The organism is Pseudomonas poae RE*1-1-14, assembly GCF_000336465.1.
Classification (GTDB): Bacteria; Pseudomonadota; Gammaproteobacteria; order Pseudomonadales; family Pseudomonadaceae; genus Aquipseudomonas; species Aquipseudomonas poae.
In genome coordinates this window covers 386,151-405,244 of the sequence record NC_020209.1, presented here as the reverse complement: position 1 = coordinate 405,244, position 19,094 = coordinate 386,151, and the positions used below count along the sequence as shown (strand labels likewise).

Genomic DNA, 19,094 nt, shown 5'->3' with positions numbered 1-19,094 from the left:
CATTGATTCAGGGCCTTTTTAATGCCCGGTCAGCGGTAGAGCAGACGTTCGGCCAGTTCGTCGGCCACCCGTGCGGGTGAGCGTTTTTCGGCCTGGGCATGGGCGAAAATTTCGGTCAGGCGCGTGCCGATATTGGACAGGTGCGCGGTAATGGTCGGCAATTGCGCGCCACTGTGCTTGAGGGCCACGTAGATCAGGCCCCCGGAGTTGATCACGTAGTCCGGTGCGTAGAGGATGCCGCGCCCTTCCAGTTGGTCGGCGATCTGCAGGTTGGTCAATTGTGCGCTGGCTGAACCGGCCACGGCGGCGCAGCGCAGTTGGGCGACGCTCTGGCGATTGAGCACGGCACCGACGCCGCAGGGCGCGAGGATGTCGCAGGGGGTGCTAAGCAAGGCGTCGTTGGCGATGGGGTGCGCGCCGAGCTGCTCCATGGCCAGTTGCACCTTGCCGTGGTCGATGTCGCTGACCAGCAGTTCGGCGCCGGCGGCGTGCAGTTGTTCGGCCAGCGCGTAACCCACATTGCCCAGGCCCTGGATCGCCACGCGCAAGCCTTCAAGGTTGTCACTGCCCAGGCGAGCCATGGCCGTGGTGCGAATACCGGCGAACACACCCATGGCCGCGTGGGGCGAGGGGTCGCCAGCGGCGCTGGTGCTGGTGACAAAACGGGTGTGCTGGGCGATGCAATCCATGTCGGCCACCGAGGTGCCGCTGTCGGTGGCGGTGATGTAGCGTCCGCCCAGTTGCTCGATGCAACGGCCAAAGGCTTCAAACAAACCCGCGCGGTTTTCCACGTGGGCAGGCCGCAGGATCACCGCCGTTGCGCCGCCCACCGGAAGCCCGGCCAGAGCCGCCTTGTAGCTCATGCCCTGGGCCAGGCGCGCAGCATCCGCCACGGCACTTTCGTCATCGGGATAGGCCAGGTAGCGACAGCCACCCAGGGCGGGGCCGAAGCGGCTGTTGTGAATAGCGATGATCGCCTTGAGGCCGGTCACCGGGTCGGTGCTCAGGTGCAGCGATTCAAGGCGGGTACTGTTCATGAGAGCAAACATCGTCAAGCTCCCGGATCACGTCTGGTCGTGGGCCAAGTATAGGCTCGCGGCAAAAATTCGCTTAAGCGTGCTGGAATAAGCAGGCAGATTTCGTAGGTGTTCCGACATAAGCACGTAGGATATTTTTCAAGACACTGGACGTATATTCGCAGCAAGGCTAAAACGGGGCATCTGCCGGAGAATGCAATGACTCCCCGCCAAGCCTTTTTCGCCTGTCTCCAACGCTCGCCCCCGGCGCTGTTCGAAGCCGCGCTGTGGATTGCCGCCGAGCATGACGCGGCCGTGCAGCCGTCAGCCATCCTGCGTGATCTCGCCTTGCTGCAGCAACAGGTCGGCCTGGCCATGCCGACATTGCCAATGGATGAACTCGGCCAGCCGCTGCTGCGACGCCTGAACGACTTGGGCTTCGCTCAGGACGACTTCACCCCTCTGCGCCCCGCCGCTGCCCTGTTGGACAAGGTACTGCAACGCAAGCGCGGGCAGCCACTGGCCATGGGGCTGATCGCGCTGGAACTGGCGCGGCGTCTGGAGATTCCCCTGCAGGGCGTGAATTTCCCTGGCCACTTCCTGCTGCGCGTGCCGGGGGCCGATCATCTGCTCGACCCCTGCGGCGGTCGACGCCTCTACCCCAACGACTGCCGCGAGCTGCTGCAACGTCAATACGGCCCCAACCTCGCGCTGAAATCCGAACACCTGCACACCGCCGAGCCGCGCTCGATCCTGCAAAGGCTGTCACGTAACCTGAGGCAGTTGCACCTGTCCAACGATGATTACCTGGCCGCCCTGGTCGACGCCGAACGCGTACTGGAACTGGGCAACGCCAGCGCCGCCGACTACCTGGCGCGGGCCAGCCTCTATCAGCGCCTGGACTGCCCCAACGCCGAGCGGTTTGACCTGGAACATGCGCTGCTGCTCAGCGAAGACCCGATCCAGCGTCTGCGCCTGGCCGAACGGCTGGGTCATCTACCCCCAAACTCGGTCGTGCACTGAACACTTGCATTCCTATGGCAAGAGGGCCTGTTGTGGCGAGCAGGCTTGCTCTAATGCAAGTCAGTTAAGCGCAGATTCCCTGTGGCGAGCAGGCTTTTCCTGCGTTGGGCGGCGCAGCAGCCCCAAAACCAGGCGCTGAGCCGTATCAGGTACACCGCGGTTTGCTGGATTGGGGGCCGCTTCGCCCCCCAACGCGGGGCAAGCCCGCTCGCCACAATAAGCCCGCTCGCCACAAAGCCTCCCGCATTTGAAACTAAGGCGCGTCAGCCTGACTGCCGGGATGTGCCCGGACAAACGCCGGATGCTGCGCCGCCAGCGCCGATACCCGCTGAATTCGCGGATACGCCTCCAACGACACCTTGAAGCGCTGCGCGGCATATACCTGCGGAATCAGAAACACATCCGCCAGCCCAGGCTGCTCGCCCAGACAATACCCTTCATCGCCAATCAACTGCTCCACCGCCGCCAATCCCTGGCTGACCCAATGGCCGATCCATTCCAGCAATTGCGCCTCATCGTGCCCCCACTGCCGCAGCAGGTTCTGGGTACTGGAGTTATGCAGCGGATGAATATCGCAGCCGATAATCGACGCCACCGCACGCGCGTGGGCACGGGTCGCCAGATTCGTGGACAGCAACGGCACCTGCGGATAGCGCTCCTCCAGGTACTCGATGATCGCCGGTGACTGAATCAGCAGTTCGCCGTCATCCGTGCGCAACGCCGGGACGCGCCCTTGCGGGTTGATCGCAAGGTACTCGGGCTGATGGTTCGCACCGCCCGGCGGCACCAGCAGATTGATCGGCACCGCATTGAACGTCAGGCCTTTGAGCGCCAACGCGATACGCACCCGGTAGGACGAGGTCGAACGGTAGTAAGTATAAAGTTGCATCGCCCTGCCCTCTCAGCGCGCCGCGATCACAGTACCCCGGCATTCACCGAACCCGATGGACGCAAACCCGTCACGGCGGCAGCGCGCGCGCAGGATGATTTCATCACCGTCTTCGAGGAATTTGCGCACCTCACCATTCGGCAACTCGACCACCTGCTTGCCGCCTTCGGTCATCTCCAGCAGGCTGCCGAACTGCCCTGCCTGGGGCCCGGACAAGGTGCCTGAACCGAACAGGTCACCGGCCTGCAACTGGCAACCGTTGACACTGTGGTGTGCCACCAACTGCGCCACGGTCCAGTACATGTGCAGGCTGTTGCTCAGGGCCAGGCGATGCGCCGGCAGATCCTGCTCGCGCATCGCCTGGGTGAGCAGCAGCACTTCGAGTTCGATATCCAGCGCCCCGGCGGCTTGATCGCGGGTGTCCAGCAGGTAGGACAGCGGTTGTGGGTCGCCTTCAGGCCGTGGCGGCTGCGCCTTGCGGAATGGCTCCAGCGCTTCCACCGTCACCACCCAGGGCGAAATCGTGGTGATGAAGCTTTTCGACAAAAACGGCCCCAGCGGCTGGTACTCCCAGGCCTGAATATCCCGCGCCGACCAGTCGTTGAGCAGGCAGAAACCGCCGATATGCTCGGCCGCATCGCCAATGGCAATCGCGTCGCCCATGGCATTGCCCTGGCCGATCCAGATGCCCAGCTCCAGTTCGTAATCGAGCCGCGCACAGGGGCCGAAAACCGGTTCGCTGTGGCCTGCCGGCAAGGTCTGGCCTTTGGGGCGACGCACCTCGGTGCCCGACGGGCGAATGGTCGACGCACGGCCGTGATAGCCGATAGGCACATACTTGTAATTGGGCATCAGTGGGCTGTCGGGACGGAACAGTTTGCCGACGTTCTGCGCGTGTTCGATGCCGACGTAGAAGTCGGTGTAGTCGTTGATCCTGGCCGGCACGTGCATCTGACAGTCGGCGGCGCGATGCAGCACCTGGGCTTCACGCGCCTGCAGCGAGCTGCCTTCGGCCAGCAGCGCCAGCAGGCGCTCACGCAGCGCCACACGCGGGCCACGGCCGAGTTCGAAAAAGGCATTCAACTGGCCGCCAGCGGTGGCCTCGACCGCGCGGCGGGCCTGGCCTTCGAAAGCATCCAGGGCGGCGTGCAGATCGAGAATGCAGTCACCAATCGCCACGCCACTGCGCGGGGCAGAACCGTTGATGCTGAACACGCCCAGGGGCAGGTTTTGCAACGGGAAATCAGGGTGACCGTTGGCGGAGGCGACCCAGCTACGGGTGAGGGTTGGCTGCGTCATGGTTATCTCCGATTCGGGTTGAAGGTGGCAGGCAGCGATGCCCAGCACGCGTCGTAAGAAGGTTGCAACTGCTCGCACTCAAGGGCGAACCGGGTGGGCCGCAGCACTTGGCTGGTCTCGAACATGAAGGCCATGGTGTTATCGATCTTGTGCGGCGCCAGGTCGGCATTGATCGCTTTGGTGCAGGTCTCGCCGTCCGGGCCATGGGCGCTCATGCAGCTGTGCAGCGATGCGCCGCCGGGCAGGAAGCCTTCAGCCTTGGCGTCATAGGCGCCCTGGATCAAGCCCATGTATTCGTTCATCAGGTTGCGGTGGAACCACGGCGGACGGAAGGTGTTTTCGGCCACCATCCAACGTGGCGGGAAGATCACGAAGTCGAGGTTGGCCAGGCCATGAGTGCTGGTGGGCGAGGTCAGGACGGTAAAGATCGACGGGTCGGGGTGATCGAAACTCACGGTGCCCAGGGTGTTGAAGCGGCGCAGATCATATTTGTACGGCACGTTGTTGCCGTGCCAGGCCACCACGTTCAGCGGCGAATGGTCGAGTTCGCAGGCCCAGAGTTCACCGAGGAACTTCTGCACCAGCGTTGTCGGTTTTTTCAGATCTTCGTAGTGCGCCACCGGGCTGAAAAAGTCGCGCGGGTTGGCCAGGCCATTACTGCCGATCGGGCCCAGGTCCGGCAGGCGCAGCGGCGCGCCATGGTTTTCGGCAACGTAGCCGCGGGCCTGTGCGTCGAGCAGTTCGATACGGAATTTGAGCCCGCGCGGCAGCACGACGATCTCCAGCGGCGCAACCTCCAGCACCCCGAGCTCGGTGGCGATGCGCAGGCGGCCCTGCTCGGGAACGATCAGCAGTTCGCCATCGGCGTTGAAGAACACACGCTCCATCGAGCGGTTGGCACGGTAGGTATGGATGCTGATGCCTGAGGGTTGCTCCGACGCGGCGTTGGCAACCATTCCCACAAGGCCGTCGATAAAGTCCGTCGGCTCATCCGGAATATCCAGCGGGTTCCAACGCAAGCGATTAGGCGTCACCGTGCCGAGCGGCCCGCCGGCCAACTGCCGTTCCAGTTTGACGAACGCGGGGTGATTGGCCGACGGCTGAATGCGGTACAGCCAGGTGCGCCGGGCTTCGCTGCGCGCCACGGTAAAAGCGGTGCCGGAGAACAGTTCGGTGTACAGCCCGTAGGGCGCTTTTTGCGGGGAGTTCTGGCCGACGGGCAAGGCGCCGGGCAAGGCTTCGCTGGTGAATTGATTGCCGAAGCCCGACAGGTAGTCCAGGTGCATGGATCGTCCTCTGCAAGGAAGTTGTTTTTATCGTAATCCAGTTACGCACAACGTAATTTGATCACTGTTGAGCGTCAAGCTATAAAGACGCCCACTCACCTCTCGGATTCTCGCCCCTCCATGGAAAAGCCCCGCGACACCGGTAAACAGAAAGTCCGCTCGGCCGAAGTGGGCACTGACATCCTCAAAGCCCTCGCCGAGCTGTCACCGGCCACTTCGCTGTCGCGCCTGGCCGAGCATGTGCAGATGCCGGCCAGCAAGGTGCACCGCTACCTCCAGGCGTTGATCGCCTCGGGGTTTGCCGAACAGAACGTCGCCACCAACCATTACGGCCTGGGCCGTGAAGCCCTGCGCGTGGGCCTCGCCGCGCTGGGCAGCATGGACGTGCTCAAGGTGGGTGCCCTGCCCCTGGCCGAACTGCGCGATGACCTGAATGAAACCTGCTTCCTGGCGGTATGGGGCAACCAGGGCGCGACCGTGGTGCAGATCGAACCGGCGGTGCGCGCGGTCACGGTGGTGACGCAACTGGGTTCGGTGCTGCCGCTGCTCAGCTCGTCCACCGGGCTGGTGTTCAGCGCCTACCTGCCTGCGCGGGAAACCGTGGACTTGCGCGAGCGTGAAATCCAGGCCGGCATCGCCCACGTACTGGCGGACGATCAGGTCTACGCCAGCACCTGCGCGCAGATCCGCAGCCGAGGCCTGCATTTTGTACATGGTTTGCTGATGCCCGGCGTGGATGCGTTGTCGGCGCCGGTGTTCGACGCGGTCGGGCAAGTGGCGGCGGTAATGACCGTGGTCGGCCCCACCTCGGTGTTCCATGCCGATGAAGACGGCCCAGCAGCGCAGCGCCTGCTGGCGGCAACCCGGGCCGTGAGTTGGCGCATGGGCTACCAGCCCTGAATCAGTCGTGCCACTGGCTCAGCGCCACGGCCAGGCGATTTTCCAGGGCGCGAATCGGCGCCGCATCGCTGACGTAGTTATTGCTGATCATCGAGAACACCAGGCGCCGCCCGCTGGCGTCGGTGATGTAGCCACTCAGTGACGACACCCCGGCCATCGAGCCGGTCTTGGCGTGCAGGTTGTTTTCGGCGGCGGTGCCCCGCAGGCGATAACGCAGGCTGCCGCCGGTGAGGCGGTCGGCATTGCCGGCAATCGGCAAGGCGTTGTACCAGGCGTCGAACCAGGGCTGTTTTGCCGTCGCCAGCAGCACGTCCGTGAGGTTCTGCGAAGACACCAGATTACGTCGCGACAGCCCCGAACCATCGACCTGACTCAACGTTGCCGGGTCCAAACCCTGGCGCGTCATGAACGCCGCCACCGCCGCCACACCGGCCTGCGCGGTGCCCGCATTGGCGGTCTTGCGCCCCATGGCCTTGAGCAGCGCTTCGGACATGTTGTTGTTCGAGAGTTTGAGCAGTGGCGTGATCAGTTCCTGCAACGGCGCCGATTGGTGCTCGGCCAACAGCAACGCGCTAGCCGGGCTGGCGCCACCGATCACCCGCCGGCCCAACACCTCAATGCCCTGCTGCGCCAAAGCCCGTTCAAACAGATTGGCCACCAGTTGCGTCGGTTCCCACACACTGACCCACTGCCGGCTCTGCTTGCCCGGCGCCAGCGCGCCGCTCAGTTGCAACAGGTTGGTGCCGTGCTGGCGGGTGATGCCGTAGGTGTTGCCCGGCCCGCTGATGGCGTGATTGCTCAGTTGCACGTAATCGGTGGCGGGGCTGATCTCCACGCTCACCGGCTGCCCGACCGCTGCAGGTGCCTTGGCGGTGACCAGCAAGGTGCCTGCATCAAAATCAGCATTCGGTGACACCGTCAGCGCCGAAATCTGCGCGCCGTAGTAGGTGGACTCATCGTCCTGGGCCCAGTCGACGCCCAGGCGCTCGGCGTCAAACCAGGTGTCGTCGACCACCAGGTCACCCTGCACCTGGCGCACACCCAGGCGCGCCAATTGCGCGGCCAAGGCCTGGTAATCGGCGAACTGCAGGGTGGGATCGCCCAGGCCACGCAGGTACAGGTTGCCCGTCAGGCGATCCCCCTGCTGCACGCCGTTGCTCAACAATTGCGTGGCAAAGCGGTACTGCGGCCCCAACACATCCATCGCCGCCGCCGTGGTGAGCAACTTGAGATTGGACGCGGGAATCAGCCGAGTGCGCGGGTTGTACTGGTACAGCGTGCTGCCGCTTTGGGCATCGCGCACCATCAGCGACACCGTGGCGCCGTTGAGCGCCGGGTCCGCCAGCAGTTGGTCCAGCGGTGCGGTGGACGTGTGCGAGACGCTCGCGCAACCGCCCAGTAACAGGCTCAGGCCCGCCAGCAGCGTGAAGGGGTGTAACCATCGTCCAAAAGACATCGCCAGTGTGTATCCGCAAAAAGTTGCGGCAACGCTACCAGCTCGCCCCCCTTGTGGCGAGCGGGCTTGCCCCGCGTTGGGGTGCGAAGCGCCCCCCAATCCAGCAAAACGCGGCGTACCTGATACGGCTCAGCGCCTGGTTTTGGGGCTGCCGCGCAGCCCAACGCAGGACAAGCCTGCTCGCCACAAGGAATCTGCGCTTAACTGACGGCATTGGGGCAAGCCCGCTCGCCACAACAGTCAACCCGCCAGCCCTTTTCGCAGCAAACCCGCCCAGCGCTAGAACGCCAGCGTACTGGACACCGACACCTGCCGCGCATCGCCCAGCGACACAAACAGACGGCTCGCCGCCGAGGTGTAGTAGGTGCGATCGAACAGGTTCTTCACGTTGAGCTGAAACTTGACCTTCTGCCCTTCGATGCGCGTGTCGTAGGTGGCGAACGCGTCGGCCACGGTGTAGCCCGGCAGATTGAAGCTGTTGTTCGCGTCGCCTTCGCGCTGGCCCACATAACGTGCGCCGGCACCCACGCGCAGGTCATCGCCGCCCATGACGCTGCCGAAGTCGTACACCGCCGACAGTGAGCCGGTGTGCTTGGCCACGTTCTGCAGGCGCTTGCCTTCCAGGGCCGGGTCCTTGGTGACTTCGGCGTCGGTGTAGGCATAGCTGCCAATCAGGCTCCAGTTGTCGCTGAGCTGGCCGGTGGCATCCAGTTCCAGGCCGCGCGAGCGCACTTGGCCGGCGACGCTGTAGACCGTGTCCAGCCCGGTCCCCACCGACACCAGCACATTGCGCTTGTGGATATCGAACAACGCAGCGCTGGCGGTGATGCGCCCCGGAATATCCAGCTTGGCGCCCAGCTCCCAGGCCTTGGACTCTTCCGGCGTGAGGCTGCCGCTCAGGGTGCTGCCATCGGCCAGCGCCGCGATGGTGGAGTTGGGTTTGAACGACTCGGTGTAGCTGCCGTAGAACGACAGCTCATCGGTGTAGCGATACACCAGACCGGCACGCGGCACCCACTTCTGGCCGTTGCCGTCGGTATTGGCCTTGAACGGCACGCCTTTGCCGGCGTACTGGTCGTACATCTGGTAGCGCGCGCCGCCCACCAGAATCCACTGATCGGTCAGGTGGATGGCGTCCTGGAAGAACAGCGAGTCGCTGCGCAGCAGGTCGGTCTGGGCGCTGTCCGGGGCGCTGACGGTAGAGCCCGCCACTTCGTTGCCATACACCGGATTAACGTAGCTGAAGAAACCGCGCGGCTTCTGCCGAATCAAGTCGGCGCGGTAGACCTTGCGGTACTCGTCATCCAGGCCGAACACCAGGTCATGTTGCAGGCCGCCGGCCTGCACCTTGCCTTCCAGGCTGGCGGTGGTGAAACGGTCGGTGGTGATCGCGCCCTGGGTGCCGTCCATGCTGCGGGTCAGGGTGCCGTTGGCGTTCACCGCGCTGACGCGCACTTGGCTGGCGTCGTAGGTCTCGCGGTTCCAGCTGTAGCCGAAGTGGGCTTTCCAGTCGTCGTTGAGGTCGTGGTCGACTTCCAGTCGGTACAGGTCGGAACGTCCTTGCATGTTGTTGAACGGCTCGTCCAGGCGACGGGTTGCGGGCAGGTTCAACGGGTGGTTGGTCTTGGGGTCAATGGCGGTGCCACGGTCGAACGGCGAGAGAAACTCTCGGTGCTCGTAGGCCAATACCACGCTGGTGGTGTCGCCGTACCAGGCCAGGGACGGTGCCACCAGCGTCTCGCGATGGGTGCCGAAATTGCGCCAGTAGTCTTCGTCTTCGTGGTCGACGATCAAGCGGTAGGCCAGGCCTGAGTCACCGATGGGTCCGGTGGTGTCGAGGCTCCCGCCGCTGCCGTTCTTGCCGTCGCCGAAGGTCGAGCCGCGGGCGGTCAGGGAGGTGGACTGCACCAGCGCGGGCTTTTTGCTGACGATGTTGACCACACCGCCCGGGTCCTGGATGCCATACAGCAGCGACGACGGGCCCTTGAGCACTTCGACGCGCTCGGCGGTGGCGTTCAGCGCACGGCCCTGCACCACGGGCATGCCGTCCTGCATGATCGAGCCATTACGGTTGTCGCCAAAACCGCGCAGCATCACCGCATCCTGGGTGCTGCCCAGGGTGTTGGCCTGAGTAATCCCGCTGATATTGGCCAGGGCATCGTCGAGGTTGCGCGGGGTCTGGTCGCGCAGCACCTGGGCAGGCACCACGTTGACGGTCTGCGGGGTCTCCAGCAGCAAGCCCTGGGAGCGCATCACCGAACTGGTGGGCGGCGGCTGATAGCTGTTGCTGTCCAGGGCAAGGCCGGCGCCACTGATGGTGGTGGCGCCGAGGTTGACCGCGCCACCAGTGGGCACGGGCTCCAGGGCCAAGGTACGGGCGTCGATCTGGCGGAAGGTAAAGCCGGAGTTGCCCAGCAGGCGTTGCAGCGCCTCGGTGGCGCTCATCTGCCCGCTGACCGCTGGCGCATTGAGGCCATAGGGCGCGTCGTCGGTGTAGATCACACTGAGCCCGGTCACCCGGCTGAAATCGCTCAGCGCCTGGGGCAGCGGTTTGGCTGCCAGGGCAAAGTTGAACCGCGCGCTCTGCTGCTCCTGCGCCTGCGCCACCGCCAGGGGCAGCAACGCCAGCCCCGAGACCGCCAATACCGAGGCTCCCAGCCACTGTTTAACCCAACTGCCCGCCGTCGACTTCATGCTCAAAGGAACCCGTATAGAAAAGCTGGTAATGCGAATAGCTCGCAGTTTCAAGCACTACACGGATGGGCAGCCGGTTTACCTCACATTTGTTTGCAACTATTTTTCAGTTATTGCGCCTGCAGGCGAAATCCCCAGCGCGGGAAATGCACATGCACGGTACCCGCGCGTTCATCCGTGCGGCGCAGAATCAGCGCTTCGCGCCCGGCAAACAGCAGCTCGCCCGCTACCGGGTCGACGCCATAGTCTATCGCGCTGACCGTGACCGCCTGCCCGGCGTGGAAGCCATTCAAGTCCTCGAACACCTCGTCCGGCAGCACGGCCGGCGTGGCATTGCGCGAAATCTCCAGCGCCTGTTCGGCAGTCATCGGCGTGGCAGTGCCGTGACCAAACTCAAGCACCCGCGCCAACCACGCAGTCACCACCGGATAAGCATCCACCAGCGGCGCGGTCACCGGCGTGGCCTTGAGAAACCACAGGCAATGGGCCAGGGCAAAGTCGGCAATCGAGGGTTGGCCGAACAGGAACTCCCCGGCGCCTGCGCGCAGTTGCTGCTCCAGACGCGCCATGATCGCCGGCCATTGGTGCTTGGCCAGTTCGGCTGGCAGCCTGCTCGCGGTGCCGCCACTGAACAGCGCGGCGCGGTCGGCGAGAAACGCCTTGACTGCATCCGGCGGCAATTTGCCGAAACGCACCGCCACTGACTCGGGCTGAAACACCAGGCTCACCGCATGGGCGAATACCACACTGTCGGCCCAGGTGGCGAAGGTTTGCGTGGTCATTTCCTGGCCGACGGGGAACAGCGCCGGCGCTGCTTTTTCCTGCTCCAGACGGCGAGCGATCAGAGCCGTATCGCAGTAGATATCCGCGCCAATTTGCAGCACCGGAGTCTTGCGATAACCACCGGTCAGCGCGGTCAGGTCGGGCTTGGGCATCACCGGCGAGATCTGCACGGAATGCCACGACAAGCCCTTGAAACCCAGCAGCAGCCGCGCTTTTTCTGCGAAAGGGGATGTCGGGTAGTGGTGCAGGATGAGCTCAGACATGCGGGAGTCCACTTGATAAATGAACCCGCAGCTTAACGCGCAAGACGCATGACGGGAGTGATGACGCCTTATCAGTCGGATCAATGGGTATCAGGGCAAGGGCACACCCTGCCTGCGCATATACGCCGCAAACAGTGAAACGGCAAAATCCTGACGTGAGCGGTGCGGTAGATCATGCCCGTGGCAATTATCGTTGCTCGGGTTGGCCCGAGTGAAGGTTTCGCTCAGGTCAACGCACCACTGCCCGCCAGACATTCCTTGGCGCTCTTTTTCAGTTTCTTGATCAAGCGCTCCTGACGCAACGCCTCGCCCTTGCTCGCGCATTGCTCGGTATACACCAGCGCCACTGCGGGGCTAGACAGAAAAAACCGCGCGCCCTTGCCGCTCTGGTGCATGGCAAAACGGCGCTGCGGGTCGTTGCTGATGCCGCAATAGAGTGAGCCATTGGCGGCACGCACCAGGTAGACGAACCAGGGCTTGGCTTCAGGGGGTGTGGTCACGGGTCGATTCGTTTTACGCGCAAAGCGCCAAGCTTATCAACGACCGGCCTGGAATGCCTGCAAGCCTTTGCGCGCCTGGGCACGCACGGCGTTTTTCAGCGCCGGCGACCAGCCCAGTAGCAACCCCTTGAAGCCCAGGGCCTGGCGTGACCAACGCCACAGGTCAAAGTGGTCGTGGTGTTCGCAGATTTTGCCGTCGCGAAACACGAACCGCGCGCCAATGTCGTTGACCACGGTATTGCCGGTGGCGCTGAACAGGTAGGTCGCCACCCAATGCGCACTGCCGGTGGTGTCATCGCTGCGCACGTGGTCGAAGGTCAGGGAGAAATCCTTGGCCCGTGTGGTGAGCATGCGCCACATATCACCGGCATCGCGCCCGCGCAGTTCGCCGAAGGCAGGATCGCTGAATACCACGTCTTCGGTGTAGCAAGCCGCCATGGCTTCAGCATCCAGCCGTTGGAAGGCCTCGTAGAAACGGGTGATCAACGCGGTATGGGCATCACTCATGTGCAGCTCCCTGAATCGTTATGGTCGACAGGAGCGCACGATAATCCGCGCAACGCTGGAAAGCCACGGGCATTCGCCAGAGACGGTGACTAAGGCACCATCCCCACATCACGCGCATAGGCGAACAAGTCCACATCAGTGGAAATACACAAGCGGTGCATGGCAGTACTTTTCTGTTTGCTGATCGTGGAAATACTGCGATTGACCCGCGCGGCGATCTGGCTGACGGTCATGCCACTGGCGAGCATTCTGACCACTTCCTGCTCCTTGCCGGACAACTGCGGCGTGCGCGTCGGTTGCGCGAGGCCGGCCTGATCGAGCTGCAGGCGCAGGGACTCACTGACAAAAGTGCGTCCCTGCACCACGGTCTGCAGGGCCTGGGGCAACTCGCGCGCCGACGCACTCTTGGCCACCACGGCCCGCGCACCGTGGGACAGCGCGGTGCGCAGGGTGGCGACATTGGCGAACATGGTCACCACGATCACCGGCACCCGCGGGAACTGGCGATGCAACAGGCCCAGCAAACCGTAACCATCGGCCTGCTGATCGCCCGGCATCGCGAAGTCCGTCACGATCACATCACAGGGGGTCTTGTTCACCAGCGCCAGCAGCTCGTCCGGGCCGTTGGCCTCGCCCACGACTTTGCATTTACCACTCGCCTCAATCACGACTTTTTGCCCGACGCGGACAATAGGGTGATCGTCAGCAATAATTATGCGAAGCATTGGTTGTTTCCATGATGGCAATTAGTTAGTAGCAAAATATCCCGACTGGTTGTAGGCAACAACCACCAATAACTGAGTGAAATCTGTGCCAACCAATGTTTTAAGTGCCATCAGTTAATACCCACATAAATAAAAGAAATTACATACAGAAAAGTACTACATAACAGAGTAAGAAATTCCTACAACAACTAAGCCTTACAGGCTGCTCAAGTACTGTAGGTAATTTTCCACCTCACGAAAAAAAACCTGCAGTGCCAGCACATTGTCCGAAACACCGGACTGGTTGACCTGTTCGATCAGGCGCACGGCCTGTGACTCAAGACCGGTGTTGCCCAAAAACGCGATGCTGCCCATCAGACGGTGCAGACGCTGAGTGGTCAGCACTCCATCCAGGCAGACCAGCGCCTGCCCCAGGGTGGTCAAGTCATGCTGAGCTTCCTGAATCAGGTTCACGAGCAGTGGCTCTGCGATGTCCCAGGACCCGAATGTGGCAATCAAGCTGGCGCGCGTGGGCCGACTCACAGGCAGGCCCGAGGCGCAATGCGCGACCGCGCGCCCCCGGGCCTGGGGCGCCGACAACCAGTAGCGCAGCACTTCCCGCAGTTTGCCCAGGCCGACCGGCTTGACCAGCCAGCCGTCCATGCCACAAGCCAGGCAGCGCTGGATGTCCAGCGGCCCGGGGCTTGCGGTCAAGGCCAACACGCAACAGGCAGGGCTGCCTGCGGCCCGTTCGCGGCGGCGCAGCTCACGGGTCATGGCGTACCCGTCCATCACCGGCATATGACAGTCGGTAATGACCACATCAAAAGGCTGCGCCACCATCGTGTCCAGCGCCTGCCGACCATCGCAGCAACACTGGTGCGCAATACCCAGCTTTCCCAACAATGAGCTCAGCAACAACCGATAGGTGCCATGGTCGTCCACCACCAGTACGCGAGTACCGCGTTTATCCCATGGCATGGCCGCGTCGGACTTTGCCTGGCATGAACTCCCTTCTGGAAACGTGCCCGGCATAAGCCCTCTCTAGAGAGCGAACAGCTCAGCCGGCATGACGGTGGCCACACGCGAGCCTTTCGCCCCAAGACGCTGTTTTGAACCTCAAAAATTGATGTTCAAAAAAATGTTCTTCGAGCCTTGAACATATCCGAACGGATGTAGCGCAGCGATACAACAACTACGAAAACCGCATAAAGCGTGGGCTATTTAATAAAGCAATACGACACCGCCTACTTGTCTTGTGAGACATCCGCTCAGTCTCGTATTAGTTGCATTCCACTACAGCCCCCCTCTCGCTAAATTGCGCGGTACCCCATCAAGAGGGACACCGCTGACTACTTAAAGGCGGTCGCTACTACATCTGCCCCACTTAAAACGGACACCGGAGCCGCATCACATGAAAAAGCCGCTAGTTGCCTGCTCGACCATTCTTCTCAGCGCATGCCTGGGCAACGCCTTCGCCGCCAGCAACATCGACCTGAGCGTCAAAGGCCTGATCACGCCCAGCGCCTGCACACCGGGACTGTCCAGCAACGGCGACGTGGATCTGGGCAAGATTTCGGCCAAGGACCTCAAGCAGGACACCTACACCTTGTTGCCCGAACGCACCTTGCAGATGAGCATCGATTGCGATGCCAGCACCTTGTTCGCCCTGCAGGGCACCGACAATCGCGCCTCGTCTTCCACCACCTCGACGGGCTACGGCCTGGGCCTGATCGACAACACGCAAAAGATCGGCCGCTACCACTTTCTGATGAGCAATTCCGTCGCGGACGAGGTGACCATTGCGGCACTGGAATCCCTCGACGGCGGCCAGACCTGGATGGAACTCGACGATGCCATGTGGCAACGCAAAAACCTTGCAGCCTTCGGGTCACGCACAAACGGCCAATGGGCGCCCGTTCCGATCAAGGCGCTGACGACTGACCTGATAGTCGCGCCCATCATCTCGCCGGCCAAGGACCTCAACCTGGCCAATGAAGTACAGATCGACGGTTCCGCCACCCTCGAAGTGAAGTACCTGTAGGCGGCTTAGCCTTCGACAGGTTGCCTCTCAACTCCCGCATGCATAGCCAGGACTGACCCAGGAGATCCCATGAAATCCCCCAATACTCTGCTCGCCGCGCTTTTGCTCTTGAGTGCCAGCAGCGCCATCGCAGCCTCCAGTGTGGACTTGAGCGTGCACGGGTTGATCACACCCAGCGCGTGCGAACCCGGACTCTCCAACGGCGGCAACGTAGACCTTGGCAAACTGTCCGCCAAGGATCTGAACGTGGAGACAACCACAAACTTGCAACACCACGTACTGCAACTGAACGTCAAATGCGAGGCGGCGACCCTCCTGGCGCTGGAGCCCCGGGACAACCGCGCAGGTTCGGGCCACGATGAAACGGCGGAGCGTTTCGGCCTTGGCTTGATCAACGACGACGAAAAACTCGGCGATATGGCCCTGGCTTTATTGAATGCAAACGCCGACGGTGCAGCATCGCGAACCATCACCTCCTGGGATAACGGTCTTACGTGGCATCCCAGCGTCTATTTCAGGCCCGGTGAGATCCTTTCCTTTGCGATGGATACCGTCAACGCACCAACGCCGGTCCGGCAGTTGTTCGCCGATTTTTATGTCATGCCAAGGATTGCTCCCGCCAAAGACCTGACCCTGGACAGCGAAGTCACCATCGACGGCTCCGTCACCCTGACCGTCAAGTACCTCTGACACGCATCCGCAGAATGCGGCCTCGCAATCAACAGCGTGGCCGCTATAAACCGACACCACCCTCAAAAACAAGCCGCCGACATCATTGCCACCGTGTCATTCGTATTAGTTGTATTTCCGTCCTCCCGCCCCGGCGCTAAATTTCCTCCCGCGCGCCCAGCAGCGCTTTAACGACGGCCTTGGGGACCTGCACCAGGGTGGTTTCACCCATGGATTTTTCTCAACACCCAAGGACGTATACCTATGGACAGAGTCACCCTCGCCTTCCTGCTTGCGGCCTGTGCGCCGGGCGCCTTCGCCGCCAGCACTGCCGACTTGAGCGTTTCCGGGGCGATTGTGCCCAGTTCCTGCACGCCCACCCTCACCAATGACGGGTTGATCGACCACGGCAAGATGACCGCCAAGGACTTGCAAGCCACCCGGCCCACGCTGCTGGCCCCTGCCGAGCTGCGCCTGGAAGTGCACTGCGACGGCGAGACTTTTTTCACCCTGACCACCATCGATAACCGCGCGGGCACCTCGGCTATCAACTGGCGCGACCACGGCCTGGGCCTGACCCCCAACGACGAAAAACTTGGCAGCGTGACGTTCACCCTGTTCGACCCGGTGGCCGATGAAAACGCAGTCAACGTGATCGTCTCGCGTAATGGCGGCAGCAGTTGGTCGGCATCGAACTACCTGGGCCACGAGGGGCTGACGTCGTTCGCCGCCATCGGCAGCAACACCCCTATGGCCCTCAAGGACCTGCACGCACGGCTGCGGGCGTTCTCGATCATCGTGCCAGCCAACGCACTCACGCTCATCGATGAAGTGCCCGTTGATGGCCAGGCAACGCTGCAGCTCAAGTACTTGTGAATCCGTTAACCCCTCTTCCCCTGTAGGAGCACCACCATGAAGTCCTTCAACACTCTGTTTGCCGCCTTGCTGCTTGCTGGCGCTGGCACCGCCGTCGCGGCCTCCAGCGTTGACTTGACCGTGCGCGGGCTGATCACCCCCAGCGCCTGTGAGCCCACCCTGCCCAATGGCGGAAACGTGGATATCGGCAAGATTTCCGCCAAGGATCTGAATACCGATAAACCGACATTTTTGCCCCATCAGGCGGTTCCACTGACCGTTACCTGTGACGCGGCAACCCTGATGGCACTGGAGCCGAAGGACAATCGCGCCGGTTCGGAGTACGAAAACGACGGCGGACTGTTCGGCCTGGGGCTAATCAATGAAAGCGAGAAGCTCGGCGGTATGGAACTGAGACTCTCTAATGCGACCGCCGATGGCGTTGCCTCGCGAACCATTGCATCGAGCAACAACGGCTCGACTTGGCGGGCCATGTCCTACTTTCAAAAGGGCGACATAATGTCGGTCACCACCACCGACATCAACACACCGACAGCCGTGCAAGTGATGACAGCGGACATGAGCATCCGTCCGATTATCGCCCCCGCCAGTAGCCTGACCCTGACCAACGAAGTGGCCATCGACGGCTCCGTCACCCTGACCGTCAAGTACCTCTAATGCACGGTTGCGCCATGCCGGTACGGCGTGGCGCGATTGCCACGGATGTCTCCTTCACTCACGGTTTCAAACCTGACCATGAACATCTTCTCGCGCCGTCTGCTGACGTTGTGCCTCTGCCTGCCCGCCACGCCCGCCCTGTGGGCTTCGTCCGTCGAAATGACGTTCACCGGGATCATCACGCCCAGCGCCTGCACGCCGTCTCTGTCTGCCGATGGCATCGTCGATCACGGACGGGTGCCAGCGCGCTCACTCAACCACTACGAATTCACCAAGCTGCCCACCCGCAACCTTGACCTGGAAGTGAGCTGCAACGAGCCGGTGCTGTTCGTGCTGGTGGGCGTGGACAACCGCGCCGCGTCGTCGGTTGGGCCAGGCTTTTATTACGGCCTGGGCAACAACATTCATGCACCGAGTGAACGCCTGGGCTCCGTCTCGCTGGCGATTCGCGAAGCCTTCGGCGACAACGTGCGCGCACTGGTGCTGGCGTCAAGCAACCAGGGCGAGACCTGGTTTCCCGAGTCCAATGCCTACCCGGACAACTTCATGGGCTTCGCCACACCCGGCACCCTGGTGCCCGAACCCCATCGCCGGATCACCGCCACCTTGCAGATCGACACGTCGATCAATGCCGCCGCCTTCCTGACCCTCGACCAGGAGGTGCCGCTGGACGGCTCCATCGTGCTCGACCTGAGGTACCTCTAACCATGTTTCCCATTCCGCGTTTTGCCCTGCTCTCACGGCTGTTCAACCTTGTTCGCTATACCGGGCTGTACCTCGCCGCTGTGGCCTTGACGTTGTGGGGCCCGACCCTGGTGCTGGCCGACGGCATGGTGCCGGACACCTCGGTGGTGATCGTCAATGAGGCCGACGGCGAAGCCTCGGTGTCCGTGACCAACACCGACTCAAAACTGGCGCTGCTGCACGTGACTCTCGAAGACATTCCGGAAGACACCGCGCCGCTGCTGTTTGTCACGCCGCCGCTGACGCGGGTCGAGCCATCCAGGAGCCAACTGATTCGCTTTATCCTGCAATCGTCGACGCCGCTGACCACCCAGCGGTTGAAACGCGTGATCTTCGAAGGCATGCCCCAGGGCCGCGCCGCCGCCGAGGCCGGCCATGCCCGAGTGGGCGTGACAGTGCGGCAGAACCTGCCGGTGATCCTGCATCCCAAAGGCCTGGCACCCAACCGCACCCCCTGGACCGGGCTGACCTGGAGCCTGCAAAACGGCCAACTGAGCGTGCATAACCCAACGCCGTACGTGGTGCGCCTGGCACAGGAGTTGAGGCTGCTGCCAGGCAGCGGTTCGGCGCTGCTGCCGCGTACCTATGTGCTGCCGGGTGAAACCCTGACAGTCACCGCCAGCCAGGCCCAGGCCAGCACCGTGCAATTGCAGCCGGCCACCGTTTACGGGTTTGCCGTGGGCCCCTACGAAGCACCGATCACCCTCTGATCACCGCGCCGCAGGGACGGGTTGCGGCGCCCTGACAATGAAGTGGCCTCCCATTGAAGGCCGCCGGGAGTCTG

General features: G+C 62.6%; 19 protein-coding genes. 8 read left to right on the top strand and 11 right to left on the bottom strand.

Annotation, left to right across the window (positions count from 1 at the left end; all coding sequences use genetic code 11):
- Positions 1–29 precede the first annotated feature (29 nt).
- A complete protein-coding gene (locus H045_RS01870) occupies positions 30–1,049 on the bottom strand; it encodes a Glu/Leu/Phe/Val dehydrogenase family protein (RefSeq protein WP_003234179.1) in 1,020 nt (339 codons plus the stop codon).
- Between the two features lie 186 nt (positions 1,050–1,235).
- Between H045_RS01870 and H045_RS01865 the strand changes: the two genes are divergently transcribed.
- Positions 1,236–2,039 (top strand): SirB1 family protein, encoded by an 804-nt coding sequence (locus tag H045_RS01865; RefSeq protein ID WP_015371239.1) that lies wholly within the window; start codon positions 1,236–1,238, stop codon positions 2,037–2,039.
- A gap of 253 nt (positions 2,040–2,292) precedes the next feature.
- Here H045_RS01865 and maiA read toward each other — a convergent pair whose 3' ends face one another.
- The 3 genes from maiA to hmgA are packed head-to-tail and all read right to left on the bottom strand — an operon-like array spanning position 2,293 to position 5,513.
- Positions 2,293–2,928, bottom strand: a complete 636-nt coding sequence (gene maiA / locus H045_RS01860) for a maleylacetoacetate isomerase (protein ID WP_003234183.1) — start codon at positions 2,926–2,928, stop codon at positions 2,293–2,295.
- A gap of 12 nt (positions 2,929–2,940) precedes the next feature.
- Complete coding sequence (gene fahA, locus H045_RS01855) at positions 2,941–4,227, bottom strand: fumarylacetoacetase (RefSeq protein WP_003234185.1); 1,287 nt, start codon at positions 4,225–4,227, stop codon at positions 2,941–2,943.
- Between the two features lie 2 nt (positions 4,228–4,229).
- The gene (gene hmgA, locus H045_RS01850; protein WP_015371238.1) at positions 4,230–5,513 is read right to left on the bottom strand and encodes a homogentisate 1,2-dioxygenase; all 1,284 of its coding nucleotides are present in this window, start codon (positions 5,511–5,513) and stop codon (positions 4,230–4,232) included.
- Between the two features lie 120 nt (positions 5,514–5,633).
- On the opposite strand from hmgA, the gene H045_RS01845 reads away from it, so the two are divergent.
- Positions 5,634–6,413 (top strand): IclR family transcriptional regulator, encoded by a 780-nt coding sequence (locus H045_RS01845; protein ID WP_015371237.1) that lies wholly within the window; start codon positions 5,634–5,636, stop codon positions 6,411–6,413.
- A 1-nt stretch (position 6,414) separates the two neighbouring features.
- Here the strand turns inward: H045_RS01845 and dacB are convergent, their stop codons facing one another.
- From dacB to H045_RS01810, 7 genes are all read right to left on the bottom strand, one after another.
- Complete coding sequence (dacB, locus tag H045_RS01840; protein ID WP_015371236.1) at positions 6,415–7,869, bottom strand: D-alanyl-D-alanine carboxypeptidase/D-alanyl-D-alanine endopeptidase; 1,455 nt, start codon at positions 7,867–7,869, stop codon at positions 6,415–6,417.
- A 279-nt stretch (positions 7,870–8,148) separates the two neighbouring features.
- Complete coding sequence (locus tag H045_RS01835; RefSeq protein WP_041931416.1) at positions 8,149–10,563, bottom strand: TonB-dependent siderophore receptor; 2,415 nt, start codon at positions 10,561–10,563, stop codon at positions 8,149–8,151.
- Between the two features lie 110 nt (positions 10,564–10,673).
- Entirely contained in the window at positions 10,674–11,609 is a 936-nt protein-coding gene (locus H045_RS01830; RefSeq protein ID WP_015371234.1) for a glutathione S-transferase family protein, read from the bottom strand.
- 224 nt (positions 11,610–11,833) lie between these two features.
- A complete protein-coding gene (locus tag H045_RS01825) occupies positions 11,834–12,109 on the bottom strand; it encodes a GIY-YIG nuclease family protein (protein ID WP_003234198.1) in 276 nt (91 codons plus the stop codon).
- A 36-nt stretch (positions 12,110–12,145) separates the two neighbouring features.
- A complete protein-coding gene (locus H045_RS01820) occupies positions 12,146–12,616 on the bottom strand; it encodes a nuclear transport factor 2 family protein (protein ID WP_004371861.1) in 471 nt (156 codons plus the stop codon).
- Positions 12,617–12,705: 89 nt separating this feature from the next.
- Positions 12,706–13,341, bottom strand: coding sequence for a response regulator (locus tag H045_RS01815; protein ID WP_004371863.1), 636 nt, complete (start codon positions 13,339–13,341; stop codon positions 12,706–12,708).
- A gap of 195 nt (positions 13,342–13,536) precedes the next feature.
- On the bottom strand, positions 13,537–14,301 hold the full coding sequence (locus H045_RS01810) for a response regulator (RefSeq protein WP_004371866.1): 765 nt from the start codon (positions 14,299–14,301) through the stop codon (positions 13,537–13,539).
- 433 nt (positions 14,302–14,734) lie between these two features.
- Here H045_RS01810 and H045_RS01805 point away from each other — a divergent pair, with 433 nt between their 5' ends.
- The 6 genes from H045_RS01805 (at position 14,735) to H045_RS01780 (ending at position 19,020) form a co-directional block, all read left to right on the top strand.
- Positions 14,735–15,364 (top strand): DUF1120 domain-containing protein, encoded by a 630-nt coding sequence (locus tag H045_RS01805; protein WP_015371232.1) that lies wholly within the window; start codon positions 14,735–14,737, stop codon positions 15,362–15,364.
- Between the two features lie 69 nt (positions 15,365–15,433).
- The gene (locus tag H045_RS01800) at positions 15,434–16,054 is read left to right on the top strand and encodes a DUF1120 domain-containing protein (protein WP_015371231.1); all 621 of its coding nucleotides are present in this window, start codon (positions 15,434–15,436) and stop codon (positions 16,052–16,054) included.
- A gap of 243 nt (positions 16,055–16,297) precedes the next feature.
- Positions 16,298–16,909 (top strand): DUF1120 domain-containing protein, encoded by a 612-nt coding sequence (locus H045_RS01795; protein WP_015371230.1) that lies wholly within the window; start codon positions 16,298–16,300, stop codon positions 16,907–16,909.
- A 36-nt stretch (positions 16,910–16,945) separates the two neighbouring features.
- Positions 16,946–17,566: a DUF1120 domain-containing protein gene (locus H045_RS01790; protein WP_015371229.1), complete on the top strand. Its 621-nt coding sequence runs from the start codon at positions 16,946–16,948 to the stop codon at positions 17,564–17,566.
- 78 nt (positions 17,567–17,644) lie between these two features.
- Positions 17,645–18,271 (top strand): DUF1120 domain-containing protein, encoded by a 627-nt coding sequence (locus H045_RS01785; RefSeq protein WP_015371228.1) that lies wholly within the window; start codon positions 17,645–17,647, stop codon positions 18,269–18,271.
- A 2-nt stretch (positions 18,272–18,273) separates the two neighbouring features.
- A complete protein-coding gene (locus H045_RS01780) occupies positions 18,274–19,020 on the top strand; it encodes a fimbria/pilus chaperone family protein (protein ID WP_015371227.1) in 747 nt (248 codons plus the stop codon).
- Positions 19,021–19,094 lie beyond the last annotated feature (74 nt).